The sequence below is a fragment of the Streptomyces sp. NPDC001544 genome (genome assembly GCF_042894285.1).
GTDB lineage: Bacteria > Actinomycetota > Actinomycetes > Streptomycetales > Streptomycetaceae > Streptomyces.
In genome coordinates, this window is sequence record NZ_JBIAVN010000005.1 from 124,578 (window position 1) to 141,320 (window position 16,743).

The following is a 16,743-nucleotide window of genomic DNA, read 5'->3' on the forward strand; positions in this document are numbered from 1 at the left end:
GGGTGTGCCGGTCGGGCGGAGGGTGGTTCGTCAGTCCGTGGGGAGCAGGACGCCGGGGTTGAGCAACCGGCCGGGATCCAGACGCTCCTTGACCGCCTGCAGGGCCGCGACACCGAGAGGACCGGCTTCGCGGACGTACCAGTCGCGGTGGTCGGTGCCCACACCGTGGTGGTGGCTGATGGTGCCGCCCGCGGCGAGGATCGCCTCCCCCGCCGCCCGCTTGGCCGGGGCCCAGTGGGCCACCGGGTCCTCCCCCTGGGCGGAGACGACGGTGAAGTACAGCGAGGCACCGTTCTCGTAGACGTGCGAGATGTGGCACATGACCAGGGGCGGGGTGCCGGCCTCGGTGAGGGAGGCGGTCAGGGCGGTGCGGACCGAGGCGTACAGCGCGGGGATCCTCGACCAGAAGGCGGCGGTCTCCAGTGTTTCCGCGAACGCCCCCGCGTCGAGCAGGGAGTCCCGCAGGTAGGGCGCCGAGTAGCGGCCGTGTGCCCAGCGCTCGCCCGGCTCCGTACCGGCGTACGTGCCGCCCGCTTCGCGCAGCACGGCGGCGGCCCGTTCGCGGCGGTGGGCGGTGTCCTCCTCGGTGCCCTCGAACCCGGCGACCGCCAGGCATCCGGTGCTCCGCTGCGCGCCCTCGGCGCCGATCGCGTCGGGCTGGGCGAGCCCGATCAGCGTCTCGGTCTCGTCGGACAGGCGCAGCACCGTGGGGCGCGGGCCGTCCTGGGCGAGTCGTCGCAGTGCGGCGGTGCCCTCCTCGAAGGAGGGGAAGTGCCAGCCCTCGTACCGGCGGACCTCCGGGAGGGGACGCACCCGGACGGTGACGGAGGTGATCACGCCGAAGGCGCCCTCGGAGCCCAGGATCAGCTGGCGCAGGTCCGGTCCGGCGGCGGAGCGCGGGGCCCGTCCGGTCTCGAGGGTGCCCTCGGGGGTGGCGACGGTGAGGCCGAGCACCATGTCGTCGAAGCGCCCGTATCCGGCGGAGGCCTGCCCGCTGGACCGGGCTGCGGCGAATCCGCCGATGGTGGCCCACTCGTAGGACTGCGGGAAGTGCCCGAGCGTGAAGCCGTGTCCGGCGAGGAGGGCCTCGGCCCGGGGTGCGCGCAGCCCGGGTTGCAGGGTGGCCGTGCGGGAGACGGGGTCGACGTCGAGCAGCCGGTTCATACGGCGCAGGTCCAGGGCGACGAAGGGGCCGCGCGATGCGGGGGCGAGCCCGCCGACGACGGAGGTTCCGCCGCCGAACGGGACGGCGGCGAGGCCGTGTTCGGCGCAGACCCGGAGTACGGCGAGCACGGCGTCGTGAGCCTTTGGGAGAACGACGGCGGCGGGCACGTCGCTCATGTCGCCGGCGCGGATCCGCAGCAGGTCCGGGGTCGACTTGCCGCGGGTGTGCCGGACGCGGGTCTCAGCGTCCCGCAGCACGTGCTCGTCGCCGCCCACGGCTTCGGACAGTGCCCGCAGGGCGGCGGGGTCGAGCGGTGCGGCGGGGACGGCGATGTCGTCCAGCCGCAGCGGTGCGGCCGGGCGCGGCCTGACGCCCAGCAGGTCACGCAGCAGCCCGGTCACCGTCTCGGGCAGCGGTGCCGCCTCGGCCGGGTCGCCCCAGCCATTCCACAGCATGTCCATCGCGGTCGTCCTCGTCGCTCGCTTCAGGGGCGTTACACTGTGACACATGACGCCTATTCGTCACAACGAGCGGGACAGTGATCCGGTGCTCGACGCGGTGCGCGACTGCGTGCTGGCCGTCGGTGTCCGTCGTACGACCCTGACCGACGTGGCCCGCCGGGCGGGTGTCTCGCGGATGACGCTCTACCGGCGCTGGCCGGACGTCCGTACCCTCGTCGGGGACCTGATGACACGTGAGTGGGTCGGTGTGGCCACACGCGCCATGCCGGATCCACGGCCGGACCGGTCCGCGCGCGACCTGGTCGTCGACGGGCTGGTGGACGGGGTGGAGGCCTTCCGCGCCCACCCGCTCTTCCGGAAGATCGTCGACGTCGATCCGGAACTCCTCCTGCCGTACGTCCTCGACCGCCGCGGCGCCAGCCAGGACGCCCTGCTGGAACTGCTGGCCGGCGCCCTGCGGGACGGCCACGCCGACGGGTCGGTACGGGTGTGCCCTCCGGCGCGTCAGGCGCGGTCCGTGCTGCTGATCGTGCAGTCCTTCACCCTGTCGCTGCGGACCATGACCGAGGAGGACGACCCGGAGCTGACCCCCGCCGCCTTCCTCCGGGAGCTGCGGACCATCCTGGAGAGGACCCTCGCACCATGAGCCCCACCGGCAGCTCGTCCCTGTCCGCCGCGCGCCGCTGCCGGGAACTGGCCGGCACCGTCGGCGGGCCGGTGGTGGACGTCCTGGTCGTCGGTCTCGGTGCCACCGGCGCCGGAGCCGCCCTGGACGCCGCGGCCCGCGGGCTGACGGTCGTCGCGGTCGACGCCCACGACCTGGCCTTCGGCACCTCGCGCTGGAGTTCCAAGCTCATCCACGGGGGTCTGCGCTATCTGGCGTCCGGCCAGCTGGACGTGGCCCACGAGAGCGCCGTGGAGCGGGGCGTGCTGATGCAGCGCACCGCGCCGCACCTGGTGCGCGCCCAGCCGTTCGTGCTGCCGCTCACCCCCCTGGTCCCGCGCACCGGGGCCGCCCTCGCGCGGGCCGGGTTCCGGGCCGGCGACGCCCTGCGGCTGGCGGCCCGCACATCCCGCGCCACCCTGCCCGCGCCCCGCCGGCTGTCCGCCGAGGAGACCCGGCACCTGGCCCCGGCCCTGCGCACCGACGGGCTGCGCGGCGGCCTGCTGTCCTGGGACGGCCGGCTGACCGACGACGCCCGCCTGGTGACCGCGCTCGCCCGCACCGCCGCCGCCCGCGGTGCGCGTGTCCTGACCCGGGTCAGGGCCCTGCGGCTGTCCGCCTCGGGTGCTCTCGTGCGTGACGAACTCACCGGCGAGGAGGGCGAGATCAGGGCCCGTGCGGTGATCAACGCCTCCGGAGTGTGGGCGGACGGCCTGGTCGACGGCATCCGGATCCGGCCGTCCCGGGGCACCCACCTCGTCCTGCGTGCCGAGCGGCTCGGCCCCCTGCCGGCCGGACTGCACATACCGGTCCCCGGCGAGACCAACCGCTTCGTGCTCGTCCTGCCGCAGGGCGACGGCCGGGTGTACGTGGGCCTCACCGACGAACCCGTCGAGGGTCCCGTCCCCGATGTCCCCGAGGTGCCGGAGACGGACATCGGGTTCCTGCTCGACGTGCTCGGCTCCGTCCTGGACTCCCCCGTCCACCGTGACGACGTCGTGGGCGCGTTCGCGGGACTGCGCCCCCTGCTGGACACCCCGCCGCAGCGGTCGGGAGGGACGGTCAGGACGGCCGACATCTCCCGGCGGCACGCGGTGCTGACGTCCGCCGAGGGCGTCGTCACGGTGGTCGGTGGCAAGCTGACCACCTATCGGCGCATGGCCGAGGACGCCGTCGACGCCGCCGTCGCGGCCCGGGGTCTGCCGGCCGGCCCCTCCCCCACCGCCGCGCTCCCCCTGGTCGGCGCCGCCGCACCGGCCCGGCTCGCCGCCCTGCCCGTGCCCCGGCGCCTGGTCCGGCGCTACGGCACCGAGGCCACGGCGGTGCACGCCCTGGGCGAAAGGGACCGCCGGCTGCGTGAACCCCTCGTCCCCGGCCATCCGGTCACCGGCGCCGAACTGCTGTGGGCGGTACGGCACGAAGGGGCGCTCGACACTTCGGACCTCCTCGACCGGCGCACGCGCGTCGGCCTGGTCCCCGAGGACCGTACGGCGGCGCTGCGGGCCGCCCGGGAGATTCTGGACGGAGCCGGAGAGCTCCTGCGTGACACGGCCGATCGCGGGTAACCCACGATGTCATGAGCGCGTTAAAGAAACGTCAGTGCCTTTCCGTTCCCGTGGCCGAGGGGAGGTAGCCGTGCTGTTCCTGGTTGCCGCCCTGCTCCTGCTGGGCGTGGTCATGGGGAGCGCGGCCTATCTCCCCTGGCCCGTCACGGTCGTCCTGGGCACGGTGATCGCCGTCTGGCTGCTGGTCTTCGCCGCGCGGGAGCGCCGCCGCCGCGGGACGAGGAGGGCGTAGGCGATGCGACTGACCGCACCCCCCTCCGAGCGCACGGGACGACGGGACACCGAGGGCATGGCCGTGGCCTCCTTCGTCCTCGGGCTCGTCGGCCTGCTCGTGCTCAACCTCGTCCTCGGCCCGATCGCCATCGCCTTGGCCGTGGTCGCGCTGCGCCGCGGCACCCCACGCCGGTTCCGGGCGCTGCTCGGCCTCGGCCTGGGCATCGCGGACATCGTCGTCCTCGCCGTGCTGACGGCCGTGCACGGTACGGCGTCATGGTCCTTCTGGGGCGGATGAGCACAGGGGCCCCCGGCGCGGCGGGCACCGCACGGCGGCCCTGTCGCGCCCGAGGGCAGCTCACGCGCCCGCGTACGCCGCGGACGGCCTCAGTCGAGCAGCGCGATACGCGCGGTGACGCGTTTGCCCACCGGCTCCCGCTGCGCCTCGAAGCCCTGGCAGACGGCCATCACGATCTCCAGGCCGTGCTGGCCGACCCGCCCGGGGTCGGCGGCCCGTGCGACCGGCAGCGCCGGTTCACTGTCCCAGACGACGACTTCCACCAGGTCTCCCGCGATCCGCAGGTCCAGCAGCACCGGGCCGGGGGCGTACTTGATGGCGTTGGTGACCAGTTCGCTGGCCACCAGCCGGGTGAGTTCCATGGCGCGCGGCGAGACCGGCAGCCCGTGCTCGGCCTGCACCCGCTCCAGGAACTGGGCCGCCAGACGACGGGCCTGGGCGATGCAGCCGTCGTCGCCGTCCAGGGCCGCCGTGATCCCCATCGGTTCGGCGTCCCGCACGCTGCCTTCGCCCTGGGTGGCCAGTTCCACCCCGCCTTCCTTCACCGCACTTGTCACGCCCGGCGCATACCCCGGTATCCGTCGCGCACGCCCCCTCGTTCGATGTCGGTTGCGTCACACCGACGGCCACCGGGGTCGGGTTGCGGTCCGGACAACGGCGGCTTGCTCCGCGGCTTGTCGGGTACAGCGATGGAATGAGGTAACCCGTACGGCGCGGAGCTGATGGAAAGTGATGTGTTCGTGACCCGTCTCGGCCGGTCCGGTGAGGAGGGAGCGGGCGATGGCCCGGAGGCCGTCGCCCTGGAGATCTCCGATGCCGTGGAGAACCTGACGACACTGTGGTCACTGGCCGCGCAGGAGGCGGTGCTGCGGCTGTCCCTGCACCAGTTGCGGGCGCTGCGGGCCCTGGAGGCGGCGCCGGGTGTGAACCTGACCGCTCTGGCCCAGCAGCTGGACATAGGGCTGCCGACGGCCAGCCGGCTGTGCGACCGGCTGGAGGCGGCCGGGCTGCTGGAGCGCGCCCTGCATCCGCGCAGACGCCGCGAGGTGCAGCTGTGGCTGACCCCGCACGGGCGGCGCGTGCTGGGCGACGTCGCGGCGCGCCGCAACGAGGCCCTGACAAAGGCCCTGGCGGCCATGCGCCCCGCGGAGCGCTCGGCGCTGAGCCGTGGTCTACGGGCCTTCCTCGCAACCCGGGACGACGCACCTCCCGGCCAGGACGAGCCCGAACCTTGAACGGTGCGGACCCCGACCCAACTGCTCGGCCGGCCGATCGGCTGTGATGAACTCCGGGAAGCCCTCGCTGAAGAGCTCCCGCATCTGCTCAACGGGCCATGTTCCTGCGTCCGTTCGTTCCACGGTCGATGTCACCGGCCCGTTTGTGGCGCACGCCCCGTCATCGGCAGGACTGGGCCTCTTCCGGCCCGGTGCGGCACAGCAGGAGGCAGATGTCGTCGTCGCGTTCGGAGTCGTGCAGCATGGGCTTGAGCAGCGAGTCGGCACAGGCGTCGAGGTCCTCGAGTTCCGCCGGGCTCAGTGCGGCCAGGGCATGGGCGAGACGGTCGATGCCCGGGTCGATGCCGTGTGCTCGGCGCTCCACGAGGCCGTCGGTGTAGAGGGCGACGGTGGAGCCGGGCTGGATCCGGACGACGTGGTCCTCGTACTCGTAGGCGAGGGGGACCCCCAGCATGACGCCCGGCTTGGTGTCGAGTATCCGCACCTCGCCCTCGGGGGAGCGCACCACGGCGGGCGGGTGCCCGGCGGCCGCCCAGACGACCTCCGTGTCGCCGGGCCGGAAGCGGGCGATGACAGCGGTGGCGTACAGCTCGGGCTGCTGGTGGCGGAGCATGTGGTGCAGCCGGGTCAGGATCCGGGCCGGGCTGTCGCCCTCGACCGCGTAGGCGCGCAGCGCGGTGCGCAGTTGCCCCATGATCACGGCGGCGCGCAGCCCGTGTCCCGTGACGTCCCCTATGACCGCGAGCACGCTGCCGTCGGGCTGGGTGAAGGCGTCGTACCAGTCGCCGCCGATGTTGAGTCCGTGGGTGGCGGGCAGGTAGCGCGCGGCCAGGGACATCCCCTGGCAGGCGGGGAGTTCGGTGAGCTGGGCGCGCTGCAGGGCCTCGGCGGTGTCCCGGTGCTGTTCGTAGCGGCGGGCGTTGTCCAGGGCGATGGCCAGGCGCCGGGCCAGTTCCAGGAGCATGACACCGGTGTCCGGGTCGAAGCGCGGGCCGGGCGCGGTCAGTGTCAGCACGCCGAGGACACCGCGTGCCGTGAGCGGGACGCACAGCAGCGGCCGGGTCGGGGACAGCACGGACGGCGGATGGTCCTCGACGCCGGGGAGGCCGCCCGGGTGATCGGCGGCATGCTGGGGCCGGCCGGTGCGGGCGGCGGTGACGGCGGCGGCCGGCCGCTCGCCGTGGTGCGGCACCTCCTCCTCGTCGAAGAGCCAGATGTCGACGTGGTCGGCGTAGTCGGGAACGAGGAGCCGGGGCAGTCGGCGCAGGATGTCCTCGTGGTCGAGCGAGGTGGTCACGACGGCGCTGGCGGTGGTCAGGAAGGTGAGCAGGCGCCGCGCGTTCTCCGCCTCGGTACGCGCCACTCGTTCGGCGTCGAGGAGTTCGCGCTGGGCCCGGGAGGCGGCGTCGAGTTCGGCGTGGAGGGCCAGGACGCCCTGGTTGGTCTGGTGGAGTTCCTCACGGTGGAAGCGGACCAGTTCCTCCAGCTCGTCGAGCCGGTCGAGAGCCGCCGCGGTTTCCTCGTCCGCGGCCAGGAGGCCCTCGGCGAGCTCCGTGCCGTCGGCGTCGGCCAGGTGGCCGGTTCCGGTCTGCTCCACGGGACGGTGGCAGGTCAGCGTGAACTGCCAGGGCGGGCCCCCGTCCGCGGACGGGCCGGCCGGCCGCACGTCGACCCGTACCCGCCGCTCCGTGTCCGGGGAGGGCTGCTCGGTGGTGACGACGACGTCCGCGCCGCCCTGCGCCAGGCAGTGCCGCAGCCGTTGGGTGAGGGCCGTCAGGAAGCGTGCCCGTTCCAGGGCGGGTGCGCCGGCGGCCGCCGCGAGACGCGCGGCGGCGGTGCGGGCACGGGCCGCGTCGGACACGGAGGTGATGTGCCAGACATCAGATGCTGTGGTCATGGGTGCCGGTCCGGCGGTCGGGGGAGAGTACGGCCACGCTGGTGTCGTCGCGTACGGGTCGGGCGGGGCTGCTGGCGTCCCGCAGGACGACCGCGGCGACCACCGCCGGGTCGTGGCGGAGGAGCCGGGTGTCGTCGGGCGGTGACCAGCGGCTGGGCAGTCCGTCGCTGTGCAGGACGAGCAGACTGTCCCCGGTCCACGGCACCCGCCGCAGGGGAACGCCCGCCGGGAAGTGTGCGCCCACGATGCCGGGATGGGAGACGAGGGCCTGCCAGGTGCCGGCGTGGTGCAGCCGGGCACCGATGTTGCCGACGCCGGCGAAGCTGAGTTCCTCGGTGGCCTCGTCCAGTTGGGCCACGGCGACGGCCGCTCCCCGGGTGGGCCGCAGCGCCGTGTGCAGGTGCCGCAGGAGCTCCACGGGCGCCAGGTGCCCCCTGCGGCGCAGTTCGCCGACCGCTGCGCCCGACGCCTCGGCGGCCTTGGCGCCGTGGCCGAGGCCGTCGGCCAGCATCAGGGTCGTACGGGATCCCGAGCGCACCCAGCTCCAGGCGTCCCCGGAGTGCTCGGCACCGGCGAGGGACATGTTGACGCCTCCGGCGCGGACCCGGGGTGCGGTCCCCGTCCGGCGCTCCGCGGACCGCTGGTCGATGCGGGCCGCCACCACCGTCCCCCGGCCGCGTGCGCTGTACAGGTCGAAGTCGCTGGACATGCGCAGGCAGGTGCCGAGGCCCGCGCCGAGGGAGGTGTTGACGGTGGTGTAGCCGTCGCGCAGGGCGGCCCCGACGTCTGCGATACCGGGGCCGTGGTCGAGGGCGAAGAGCTGCACCGACGGCCCGCGGGCGGCCCCGTCGGCGGACGGCGGCTCGACGATGTTGATCAGTATCCGGCCGCCGCCCGCGTGTTTGAGCAGATTGGTGGCCAGCTCCGTGGCGGCCAGCGCCGCGACCGCCGTACGGTGCGTGTCCAGGCCGACGTACGCGCCGGCCTCCTCGGCCGCCACCCGGACGTCGCGGATCCGGGTGGAGTCGTGCACCGGGATGTCCCAGACCCGGCTCATGCCGGCTCCGAACGGGAGGCCGGTACGCCGGCGACCCAGGCGACGACGGTGACGGTGGTGCCCCGGCCGGGCTCGGTGTCGACGGCGAACTCGTGCACCAGCCGCTTGGCACCGCTCAGGCCGAGACCCAGGCCGCCGCCGGTGGTGTAGCCGTCCGTCATCGCCTGTTCGAGGTCCCGGATGCCGGGGCCGTCGTCGCTGAAGGACAGCTTGAGGCCCCGGGTGCGTCCGTTGTCCAGGGGCGTGATCTCCGCGTGTCCTCCGCCGCCGTGCACGAGGGTGTTGCGCGCCAGTTCGCTGGCGGCGGTGACCAGTTTCGTCTGCTGCACCAGCCCGAAACCGAGGTCGGCCGCCGTCTGGCGCACCTGCTGCCGCACCCAGGCCAGATCCGCGTCCGACCGGATGGGCAGTGTCGTCGCCGCAGCGGGGCGGGAGGCCGGCGTCACGTGCCTCCCTTCCTTCCGTCGGCGGAAGCCGTCGGTACGGGCTGCCCGAGCAGCTCCATCGCGCGTTCGACATCGAGGGTGGTGGTCAGTCCGGGCAGGGTGAGCCCCAGTTCGACCAGCGTGATCGCCACGGCGGGCCGCATCCCGGCGAGCACCGTGCGGGCCGCCAGCAGCCGGGTGCTGGCGGCGATCTCGGCGAAGATCCGGCCGAGGAAGGAGTCGACTATGTCCACGCCGGAGACGTCGATCACCACACCGGTCACCCTGCTGCGGGCGATGCGCTGGGTGATGTCGTGCTGGAGCTGCTCGGCCATCCCGTCGTGCAGCTCGCCCTGGACGGTGACCAGCAGGACGTCTCCCAGTGTCAGCACCGGGACCGCGGGACCGAGGTAGCCACCGCTCACCGCGGGCTCACTCCGGCGCCCGTGCTCGGCGACACCTGGATGCCCTGCTGGCTCAGCGCGTAGGCCAGGGCGTCGGCCAGCGAGGCGCGGGTGAGCACCGAACCCAGGTCGATGCCGAGGTGCACGATGGTCTGCGCGATGGCGGGGCGGATGCCGGAGACGATGCACTCGGCGCCCATCAGCCGGGCCGCGGCCACCGTCTTCATCAGATGCTGGGCGACGAGCGAGTCGACGGTGGGGACCCCGGTGATGTCGAGGATGGCGTACCGGGCGCGCTGGTCGACGATCGCCTCCAGCAGGCTCTCCATGACCACCTGGCTGCGGGCGCTGTCCAGGGTGCCGATCAGCGGGACCGCGACGACGCCCTCCCACAGGTTGATCACCGGGGTGGCCACCTCGAGCAGTTGCTGCCGCTGGCGTGAGATCACTTCCTCGCCCTCGCTGAGGGCGGTCTCCATGACGACCAGGCGCAGGGTGTCCAGCAGCACGGTCAGTGCCAGCACGCTCTCGGTGCTCTCCGGACCTCGCGGGTCGGGGAACTCACCGCGCAGCAGCTCGAGGGCCGACGGGCGCAGTCCGGCGACCTCGCCGGCGATCTGGGCCGGGCTGTATCCCGTGCGGGTCAGGGACGCGGACATACGGCCGAGCTGGTCGCGCACGACCTCGAAGCCGGGGGCCTCGATGTCCTCCAGCCTTCCCGAGTACGCCACCTGGGTCAGGGCTTCCACCACGACCCTGCACGCCTCCACCGCCTCGTCCCGGGAGACGGTGAAGACCGCCCGGAACAGGGTGGCGTCCGCCCAGCGCTGGGCGATCTGCTCACGGCGCTGCTCCAGGAAGTCGCCCACCTGGCGGGCCGCCGGCTCGTCCGCCGCATGCTGGTCCGACACTTACATCGTCTCCCTACTGCACAGGCCCGGTGCCTGCCGGTCGTCGTCGGCCGATCCGGCCGATTATTGCCGTATGACAAACATTAGCGCTGCCCGTGCAGCGCGAACAACACGTGCTCACCACCGTCGGGCAGCCCTCTCCTCCTGCTCTGCCCCTCAGCGCCCCCGCCAGTCCAGACACACCACCAAAGCGTCATCCCGTGGCAGCGTACGACCGCGGTGACCCGACAGTTCCCGCAGGAGGGCACGCGGGACCTCGGCGGCGGGCAGCAGCCGGGTCGAGGTGATCGCCCGCGCCAGGGCGGAGTCCCCGTAGGTCTCTCCTCCCGGGGACGCGACCTCGTGGACGCCGTCACTGACGAACACGAGCCGGTCGCCGGGCTCGACCCGGAACTCCTGTGCGACGTAGTCGGTCTCCTCGAACATACCCAGCGGCAACTGCGCCTCGAGCGGAATCCTCTCCACCGTGCCGTCCCGCAGGCGCAGCATCTGCGGGGACCCCGCGTCGACCACCCAGGCGCGGCCCGTGGCGAGTTCGAAGTCGAGCATCAGCACGGACAGGTAGCAGCGGCCACGGTAGTGGGCGTAGACGGCCTGGTCGGCCAGGGCCGCCTGGTCGGCGATCGGGATGCCGGCCCGCCGCGCGTTGCGCAGAGCGTTGATGGCCAGGCTCGTCAGCAGGGAGGCCTCTATGCCCTCCCCCATGCCGTTTGTGACATACAACATGAGGTGGTCCGCCGTCGCCGACCAGTCGAAGTTGTCGCCGAAGATGGCGTAGGCGGGTTCCAGCTGGGCGCCGAGTTCGTACTCCGGGCGTGCGCAGGAGCGGCCCGGCAGCAGGTGCCACTGCATCTCGGCGGCCAGGGTGAGCCGGTCCTTGCGCCGCGCCTGCATGTAGAGGTCGGTGTCCCGTTCGGCCACGACCAGCTCGTGGCCGAGCACCTCCGCGACGTCCGTCAGCTCGCCCAGGCAGTCGCGTGCCCGCTCCTCGTCCGGCAGGGTCACCGACAGCACGCCCAGCCGGTCGCCGCGCACGGTGACCGGCAGGTGTACGCGCACCCGGCCGTCCTGGACGGCTTCCACGTACGGCTCCTGGGCGCCGAAGGCACGGCCGGCCGGGCTGTTGTGCACCGAGACCGACTCCTGGGTGTACGGCAGCTCGGAGACCGGCTGCAGTACGGACAGGCCGTAGTCGGCCATGAACAGTTCGACGGACTCCGCCGCGTAGTGATCCGCCAGGACGCGGCGGGCGGCGTCCGGCAGGGCGTGGGGCGCCGCCCTGCGCAGAGCGCGCTCGGCGGCCACAAATCTGTTCACGATGGTAAACGCACCAATCCTTCACTGAACGACTACAGGCCTCGTTCCCCGTAGAGGGCCGTTCAGTTCCACCAGATGGCGGCTCGGGCCTCTCCCGGCCGGGCGGGCCCTAGTACGCTGGCGGCCGTCCCAGTGTCTGCGAGAGTGTGACAGTGACTACCTTCCGCCCCCGCCCGGAGCCCGCCGAGGTCGCACAGGTGACCGCGACGGCCGCGGAACTGCTGGAGGTGCTGTGGGGCCGGGCGTCGACCGCGCCCGCGTCGGCCTCGCAACTGCGGGTCCTGCTCATCCTGGAGCACCACGAGGGCATCAATCTGCGCTCGCTCGCGGACTCCCTGGCCTCCACACCGCCCTCGACGAGCCGGCTGTGCGACCGGCTGCAGGCCGCCGGCTTCGTCCGGCGCGCGGTGAGCCCGGTCGACCGGCGCGAGGTGCGCCTGTATCTCAGCAGCCGGGGCCGCGCCTTCCTGGCCGATCTGCGGACACGGCGGGAGATCACACTCGAGGCCGTGCTGGATCTCATGCCCGCCGCAAAACGCACCGCGCTCCTGGAGGGGCTGGAGGCGTTCTGCGACGCGGCCGCCGCGCAGATACACGACGCCGCGCAGGACTCTGACAGCCGGACCGCCTGAGCCGCGGGCCGCGGCACCGGACACGGAGCCGGCGTGAGCCGACCGGAACATTCCAGATCCTTCCCCGTGCACGTCCGACACGGTTACTTTGTTGCCTCCCGACCATAGTTGTCAAATGGCAACTTTCCGCGGGATACCTGTCCATGACTCAGGTACCCCGGCTGACGGCCGCCTGCCGCGAGTGTGGCCGACGTCTCGGGCGTCATCGGTCGCCGAAGGCCCCGCCGGGCGTGAAGACCAACTCGGCGAAGCGTTCGCCGATGCGGCGGTGGGTGGCGGCGTCCGGGTGGATGTCGTCGGGCAGCGGCAGCTCGGCGGAGTCGGCCTCGCCGTAGAGCCGGCGGCCGTCGAGGTGGTGCAGGTGCGGATCGTCGGCCGCCCGCTGCGAGACGATCCGGGCGAGCTCGTCTCGGACGACACCCAGGGTCAGTTTTCCGGCGGCCCGTTCCGCCGGGTCACCCGCGGCCCGGAACCGCGGCCGGCCGGTGCCGAGGGAGCCGGGGTCGAGGAGGCTGGGGCCGGGGGTGTCCTCGTGGATGGGGCACAGCAGGGGCGAAACCACCAGGAGCGGGGTGTCCGGACGGCCTTCGCGGATGGTGTCCAGGAAGCCGTGGACGGCGGGGCCGAAGGCGCGCAGCCGCATCAGGTCGGTGTTGACCAGATTGATGCCGATCTTGACGCTGATCAGGTCGGCGGGGGTGTCGCGCAGGGTGCGGGCGGTGAACGGGTCGAGCAGGGCGCTGCCGCCGAAGCCCAGGTTGATCAGCTCGACTCCGCCCAGGGAGGCGGCCAGCGCGGGCCAGGTGGTGGTGGGGCTCTCGGTGTCGGAGCCGTGGCTGATCGAGCTGCCGTGGTGCAGCCACACCCTGCGGTCCGGGTCGGGTGCGGGCTCGACGGGCGCGTCGGTGCGCAGGGCGACGAGTTCGGTGGTCTCGTTGTGCGGGAGCCAGATCTCGATGTCCTTGACCCCGTCGGGCAGGTCGGCGAAGCGGAGGGTGCCGACGGGGCCGGACCGCCGCTCGGTGGTCCAGGTGGCCATGTCGATGGTGACGGTGTTGCCGCCCGGCACGCTGCCCCGGCCGGCCGGTCGGCCGTTCACGAGGAGGTCGTACACGCCGTCCGGACGGGGTGGGGCGCCGGTGTAGACCCGTTTGGTCGGCAACGTGTCCAGTTCGAGGACGGTGGCCCGGGTGCGGAAGACCACGCGTACCCCGGAGGGCTGGGCCTCGGCCATGGCCAGCTGCGGGTCGGCGCACTGGGCGCGGGCCCGGGCGGGCAGCCGGTGCGGCAGCACGCCGTGTTCGGTGCGCTCCACGTCGAGGGCGCCGCGCAGGAGGCCGGCGGTGACGGGTGTGGTGATCCAGTGGTCCTGGGTGGGCATCGCGTCAGCCTGTTCCGGTCGGGAGGTCCCTGGTCAGGGGAGGTGGTCGGGACGTGGTCGGGGGATGCGATCTGGGATCCGGTCAGTGGATCCGGTCAGTCGATCCGGTCAGTGGATCCAGTTCGTTGTCCGGTCCGCGGGCCAGTTCCGCAGCAGGGCGTCGAGGGCGTCCAGGATCCGGGTCCAGCTCTCCTGGGAGTCGGGGGCGCTGTGACTGAACCCGCCGCCCAGCTCCAGGCTGACGTAGCCGTGGAAGACGCTGCCCAGCAGCCGGACCGCGTGCGTCTGGTCGGGTTCCGTCAGGTCGTAGCCCCGCAGGATCGCCCGCGTCATCCCGGCGTGCCGGGCGCCCGCACTGGCGGCCGCCGTCGCCGGATCGAGCCGCAGCCGGGCCGCGGCGTACCTGCCCGGGTGCTCCCGGGCGTAGTCGCGGTACACGTTCGCCAGGGCGGCCAGGGCGTCCTTGCCGGCTCGTCCGGCCAGCGCGGTGGCGCCCCGGTCGGCGAGCTCCTCCAGGGCGAGCAGGGCGATCCGCGTCTTGAGGTCCTGGGAGTTCTTGACGTGCGAGTACAGGCTCGCCACCTTGACGTCGAACCGCCGGGCGAGCGCGGAGACGGTCACCTGGTCGAAGCCGACCTCGTCGGCGAGTTCCGCGCCCGCTCGGGCGAGACGGTCCGGGGTCAGTCCTGCACGCGCCACGTCCGGCGTCCTCTCGCTCGGCTGAGCCGATTGTGCAGTTGCCTAAACTCTTTAGGCAAATCCCCTATCGGATTAGCCGCATCTGACCGCCGTGAGCACCCCGTCCCCCACCTCGTTCAGGTGGACGGCGAAGGCCCCGTCCCGCCGTACCAGCTCGTCGAACGCGGTGAGCTGCTCGCGGTGGCTCACCGCACTGTCGACCGCCACGCGCCCGTACGGCGTCAGCACCCGCCGCAGCTACGGCCAGTACTCCACGTACTCGGGTCGTTCGGCGTCGAGGACGACGAGGTCGAACGACGCGTCCGGGGCCGCGGCCAGGACCTCACCGCCGTTCCCGTGCACGACGTCCGCGTGGTCCACGAGTCCTGCGCGTACGAGCGAGTCCTGCGCGTACGAGGTTGCGCCGCGCCGTCGCCGCCCGCTCGCCGTCGATCTCGACCGTGGTCAGCCGGCCGCCGGTGTCCCGCAGCGCGTCGGCGAACCAGATCGCGGAGTACCCGTTGGACGTGCCGATCTCCAGCACGCGCCCGCTGCGCTGCACACGGATCAGCAGGGCGACCGGCCGGGCCGCCTCGGGGCCATGTTGCGCAGCCGCAGCAGCCGGTCGGCCGGCGGCGCGTCGTGCGAACGGCCCTGCGTGTGCAGATCGTCCAGGAGTCGGGTCAGGGCACGGTCCACGTGGGCTCCTCGATGAGAAATCGGCTGCGACGAGCGGTCACCGGGCCTCGCGGGGATCGGGCCAGGCGCCGCGCCGGACGAGGTCGAGGACCATGGCGGCGATGTTCCAGGCGTCGTCCTCGCCCCGGTGGTGGCGTCCTTCCAGCGGCAGTCCCGCGACCCGCAGTGCCTCGGCCATGCCGGGGCGCCTGGGCAGTCCGTGCGCGGCGGTGAAGACCTCCTTGGCGTTGACGTGCCGCCGTCCGAAGGGGTACGTCACACCGGTCGCCCGGCACTGCCGCTCGAACTGGCGGCGGTCGTACTCGCCCCAGCTCGTCCAGGGGCGCGATCCGCAGCGATGGACGGTGGCCAGTAGCCGGCACGCCTCGGCGAAGGACAGTCCCTGCTCCACCTCGGCCTGCGTCAGCCCGGTCAGCTCGGTGCAGAAGGCGCTGACGGTGGAGCGGGCGGGCCGTACCAGGACGCGGTGCCGTCCGGTGCGCTCACCGGTCGCCGGATCGACGACGGTCAGCCCGATCTCGATGATCTCGCCGACCGCCCCGGCCGGCGGGCGGCCCGCCCAGCAGGTCGCCTCCACGTCGACGACGTTCCACAGTGCATCCCCCTGATCCATGCCGCCGAGCCTAGGGGGACGGCACACCCATCACCCGTATTTCTCCGAGGAAGGGAGTTGCCGGCATCAGCTGAAGCTGCGGCGGTAGGCGTACGGGCTGACACCGGTGGTGCGTTTGAAACGGTCGCGGAAGGCGGTGGGCGAGCCGAAGCCGACCTGCCCGGCGATGCGTTCGACCGGGTGCTGCGTGGTCTCCAGGAGGTGCTGGGCCTGGCGGATCCGGGCGCGGTGCAGCCACTGCAGCGGGGTGGTGCCCGTCTGTTCGCGGAAGCGGCGGATGAGGGTCCGGGTGCTGGTTCCGGCGTGCGCGGCGATGTCGGCGAGGCAGAGATCGCGTCCGAGGTTCTCCCGCAACCAGGTGAGCACCGGTTCCAGGGCGGAGCCCTGAGGGGCCGGAGCGTGGTCGTGGAGGATGAACTGCGCCTGCCCGCCCTCGCGTTCGAGGGGCATCACGGACAGCCGGGCCGCGTCGGCGGCGACGGCCGAGCCGTGGTCGCGGCGGATCATGTGCAGGCACAGGTCCAGTCCCGCGGCGGCGCCGGCCGAGGTGAGGAACTGGCCGTTGTCGACGTACAGGACGCCCGGATCGACCTCGATCTCCGGGTGGAGGGCGGCCAGCAGGTCGGCCGCGGCCCAGTGGGTGGTGGCCCGCAGGCCGTCGAGGAGGCCGGTGGCGGCCAGCGGGAAGGTGCCCGAGCAGATGGACGCGATGCGCGTGCCGTCCCCGGCCGCCGCCCGCAGGGCGTCACGGACGGCGGACGGCAGTGGGGCCTCGGGGGCGGCGGTCCCGGGCACGATGACCGTGTCCGCTCCCCTCAGCCCGTCCAGGCCCCAGTGTGCGCGCAGCACGAAGGACCCGGTGTCGATCTCCGGTCGTTCGGCGCACACCCGGACCTGGTAGGCGGGGCGCCCGTCGGGGAGCCGGGTGCGGGTGAAGACCTCGATCGGGGTGGACAGGTCGAACGGGATCACCTGGTCCAGTGCGAGAACGGCGACGGTGTGCATGGCCAGAACCTACCTGTCACTATCCCGTCGGAAGGTGTCGTCAATGCCACTGGGGCGACGGGCCGGCGGCTGGTTGGCTTCAGGGCGTCCCGCGGCCCGGACACGACCCGACGGCACCCTGAG

Annotated in this window: 21 protein-coding genes; 6 read left to right on the forward strand and 15 right to left on the reverse strand. The window is 73.1% G+C overall.

Features of this window, described 5'->3' with window-relative positions:
• Window positions 1–30: 30 nt before the first annotated feature.
• Entirely contained in the window at window positions 31–1,626 is a 1,596-nt protein-coding gene (locus ACFY0F_RS15630; protein ID WP_388793433.1) for an FAD-binding oxidoreductase, read from the reverse strand.
• Between the two features lie 46 nt (window positions 1,627–1,672).
• Here ACFY0F_RS15630 and ACFY0F_RS15635 point away from each other — a divergent pair, with 46 nt between their 5' ends.
• The 4 genes from ACFY0F_RS15635 to ACFY0F_RS15650 all read left to right on the forward strand — a co-directional run bounded on the left by ACFY0F_RS15635 (window position 1,673) and on the right by ACFY0F_RS15650 (window position 4,366).
• Entirely contained in the window at window positions 1,673–2,272 is a 600-nt protein-coding gene (locus tag ACFY0F_RS15635; RefSeq protein ID WP_388793435.1) for a TetR/AcrR family transcriptional regulator, read from the forward strand.
• On the forward strand, window positions 2,269–3,855 hold the full coding sequence (locus ACFY0F_RS15640; RefSeq protein WP_388793437.1) for a glycerol-3-phosphate dehydrogenase/oxidase: 1,587 nt from the start codon (window positions 2,269–2,271) through the stop codon (window positions 3,853–3,855). Before ACFY0F_RS15635 ends, ACFY0F_RS15640 begins: the two co-directional genes overlap by 4 nt.
• 70 nt (window positions 3,856–3,925) lie before the next feature.
• Window positions 3,926–4,087, forward strand: a complete 162-nt coding sequence (locus ACFY0F_RS15645) for a hypothetical protein (protein WP_388793439.1) — start codon at window positions 3,926–3,928, stop codon at window positions 4,085–4,087.
• Window positions 4,088–4,090: 3 nt separating this feature from the next.
• Window positions 4,091–4,366 (forward strand): DUF4190 domain-containing protein, encoded by a 276-nt coding sequence (locus ACFY0F_RS15650; RefSeq protein WP_388793441.1) that lies wholly within the window; start codon window positions 4,091–4,093, stop codon window positions 4,364–4,366.
• A gap of 89 nt (window positions 4,367–4,455) precedes the next feature.
• On the opposite strand, the gene ACFY0F_RS15655 is transcribed toward ACFY0F_RS15650, so the two are convergent.
• On the reverse strand, window positions 4,456–4,848 hold the full coding sequence (locus tag ACFY0F_RS15655) for an ATP-binding protein (protein WP_388794062.1): 393 nt from the start codon (window positions 4,846–4,848) through the stop codon (window positions 4,456–4,458).
• A 258-nt stretch (window positions 4,849–5,106) separates the two neighbouring features.
• Here ACFY0F_RS15655 and ACFY0F_RS15660 point away from each other — a divergent pair, with 258 nt between their 5' ends.
• A complete protein-coding gene (locus ACFY0F_RS15660) occupies window positions 5,107–5,601 on the forward strand; it encodes a MarR family winged helix-turn-helix transcriptional regulator (RefSeq protein ID WP_388794065.1) in 495 nt (164 codons plus the stop codon).
• Between the two features lie 160 nt (window positions 5,602–5,761).
• Here ACFY0F_RS15660 and ACFY0F_RS15665 read toward each other — a convergent pair whose 3' ends face one another.
• The 6 genes from ACFY0F_RS15665 to ACFY0F_RS15690 all read right to left on the reverse strand — a co-directional run bounded on the left by ACFY0F_RS15665 (window position 5,762) and on the right by ACFY0F_RS15690 (window position 11,612).
• Window positions 5,762–7,498: a SpoIIE family protein phosphatase gene (locus ACFY0F_RS15665; RefSeq protein WP_388793443.1), complete on the reverse strand. Its 1,737-nt coding sequence runs from the start codon at window positions 7,496–7,498 to the stop codon at window positions 5,762–5,764.
• Complete coding sequence (locus ACFY0F_RS15670) at window positions 7,482–8,555, reverse strand: SpoIIE family protein phosphatase (protein ID WP_388793445.1); 1,074 nt, start codon at window positions 8,553–8,555, stop codon at window positions 7,482–7,484. Before ACFY0F_RS15670 ends, ACFY0F_RS15665 begins: the two co-directional genes overlap by 17 nt.
• Window positions 8,552–9,001, reverse strand: coding sequence for an ATP-binding protein (locus ACFY0F_RS15675; protein WP_388793447.1), 450 nt, complete (start codon window positions 8,999–9,001; stop codon window positions 8,552–8,554). The genes ACFY0F_RS15670 and ACFY0F_RS15675 overlap by 4 nt, the downstream gene beginning before the upstream one ends.
• Window positions 8,998–9,405, reverse strand: a complete 408-nt coding sequence (locus ACFY0F_RS15680) for an STAS domain-containing protein (protein WP_388793449.1) — start codon at window positions 9,403–9,405, stop codon at window positions 8,998–9,000. The genes ACFY0F_RS15675 and ACFY0F_RS15680 overlap by 4 nt, the downstream gene beginning before the upstream one ends.
• On the reverse strand, window positions 9,402–10,295 hold the full coding sequence (locus ACFY0F_RS15685; RefSeq protein ID WP_388793451.1) for an STAS domain-containing protein: 894 nt from the start codon (window positions 10,293–10,295) through the stop codon (window positions 9,402–9,404). The genes ACFY0F_RS15680 and ACFY0F_RS15685 overlap by 4 nt, the downstream gene beginning before the upstream one ends.
• 156 nt (window positions 10,296–10,451) lie before the next feature.
• Window positions 10,452–11,612: a PP2C family protein-serine/threonine phosphatase gene (locus ACFY0F_RS15690; RefSeq protein ID WP_388793453.1), complete on the reverse strand. Its 1,161-nt coding sequence runs from the start codon at window positions 11,610–11,612 to the stop codon at window positions 10,452–10,454.
• Window positions 11,613–11,758: 146 nt separating this feature from the next.
• Here ACFY0F_RS15690 and ACFY0F_RS15695 point away from each other — a divergent pair, with 146 nt between their 5' ends.
• On the forward strand, window positions 11,759–12,244 hold the full coding sequence (locus tag ACFY0F_RS15695) for a MarR family transcriptional regulator (protein WP_388793455.1): 486 nt from the start codon (window positions 11,759–11,761) through the stop codon (window positions 12,242–12,244).
• A gap of 202 nt (window positions 12,245–12,446) precedes the next feature.
• Here ACFY0F_RS15695 and ACFY0F_RS15700 read toward each other — a convergent pair whose 3' ends face one another.
• From ACFY0F_RS15700 to ACFY0F_RS15730, 7 genes are all read right to left on the reverse strand, one after another.
• A complete protein-coding gene (locus tag ACFY0F_RS15700) occupies window positions 12,447–13,625 on the reverse strand; it encodes a GDSL-type esterase/lipase family protein (protein WP_388793457.1) in 1,179 nt (392 codons plus the stop codon).
• A gap of 108 nt (window positions 13,626–13,733) precedes the next feature.
• A complete protein-coding gene (locus tag ACFY0F_RS15705; RefSeq protein ID WP_388793459.1) occupies window positions 13,734–14,324 on the reverse strand; it encodes a TetR/AcrR family transcriptional regulator in 591 nt (196 codons plus the stop codon).
• A 72-nt stretch (window positions 14,325–14,396) separates the two neighbouring features.
• Window positions 14,397–14,552 carry a hypothetical protein gene (locus ACFY0F_RS15710; protein ID WP_388793461.1) on the reverse strand — a complete coding sequence of 52 codons (156 nt, stop codon included), beginning with the start codon at window positions 14,550–14,552 and terminating at the stop codon, window positions 14,397–14,399.
• A 94-nt stretch (window positions 14,553–14,646) separates the two neighbouring features.
• Window positions 14,647–14,865: an O-methyltransferase gene (locus tag ACFY0F_RS15715; RefSeq protein WP_388793463.1), complete on the reverse strand. Its 219-nt coding sequence runs from the start codon at window positions 14,863–14,865 to the stop codon at window positions 14,647–14,649.
• 5 nt (window positions 14,866–14,870) lie between these two features.
• The gene (locus tag ACFY0F_RS15720; protein ID WP_388793465.1) at window positions 14,871–15,002 is read right to left on the reverse strand and encodes a hypothetical protein; all 132 of its coding nucleotides are present in this window, start codon (window positions 15,000–15,002) and stop codon (window positions 14,871–14,873) included.
• 37 nt (window positions 15,003–15,039) lie between these two features.
• On the reverse strand, window positions 15,040–15,615 hold the full coding sequence (locus ACFY0F_RS15725; protein ID WP_388793467.1) for an exonuclease domain-containing protein: 576 nt from the start codon (window positions 15,613–15,615) through the stop codon (window positions 15,040–15,042).
• Window positions 15,616–15,681: 66 nt separating this feature from the next.
• The gene (locus ACFY0F_RS15730) at window positions 15,682–16,620 is read right to left on the reverse strand and encodes a GlxA family transcriptional regulator (protein ID WP_388793469.1); all 939 of its coding nucleotides are present in this window, start codon (window positions 16,618–16,620) and stop codon (window positions 15,682–15,684) included.
• Between the last annotated feature and the right edge of the window lie 123 nt (window positions 16,621–16,743).

Bases quoted from the DNA above. Each gene is read 5' to 3' on its own strand.
- ACFY0F_RS15630 (WP_388793433.1), bottom strand. From the start codon at position 1,626: ATGGACATGCTGTGGAATGGCTGGGGCGACCCGGCCGAGGCGGCACCG.
- ACFY0F_RS15665 (WP_388793443.1), bottom strand. From the start codon at position 7,498: ATGACCACAGCATCTGATGTCTGGCACATCACCTCCGTGTCCGACGCG.
- ACFY0F_RS15640 (WP_388793437.1), top strand. From the start codon at position 2,269: ATGAGCCCCACCGGCAGCTCGTCCCTGTCCGCCGCGCGCCGCTGCCGG.
- ACFY0F_RS15635 (WP_388793435.1), top strand. From the start codon at position 1,673: ATGACGCCTATTCGTCACAACGAGCGGGACAGTGATCCGGTGCTCGAC.
- ACFY0F_RS15700 (WP_388793457.1), bottom strand. From the start codon at position 13,625: ATGCCCACCCAGGACCACTGGATCACCACACCCGTCACCGCCGGCCTC.
- ACFY0F_RS15650 (WP_388793441.1), top strand. From the start codon at position 4,091: ATGCGACTGACCGCACCCCCCTCCGAGCGCACGGGACGACGGGACACC.
- ACFY0F_RS15655 (WP_388794062.1), bottom strand. From the start codon at position 4,848: ATGGGGATCACGGCGGCCCTGGACGGCGACGACGGCTGCATCGCCCAG.
- ACFY0F_RS15725 (WP_388793467.1), bottom strand. From the start codon at position 15,615: ATGGATCAGGGGGATGCACTGTGGAACGTCGTCGACGTGGAGGCGACC.
- ACFY0F_RS15730 (WP_388793469.1), bottom strand. From the start codon at position 16,620: ATGCACACCGTCGCCGTTCTCGCACTGGACCAGGTGATCCCGTTCGAC.
- ACFY0F_RS15670 (WP_388793445.1), bottom strand. From the start codon at position 8,555: ATGAGCCGGGTCTGGGACATCCCGGTGCACGACTCCACCCGGATCCGC.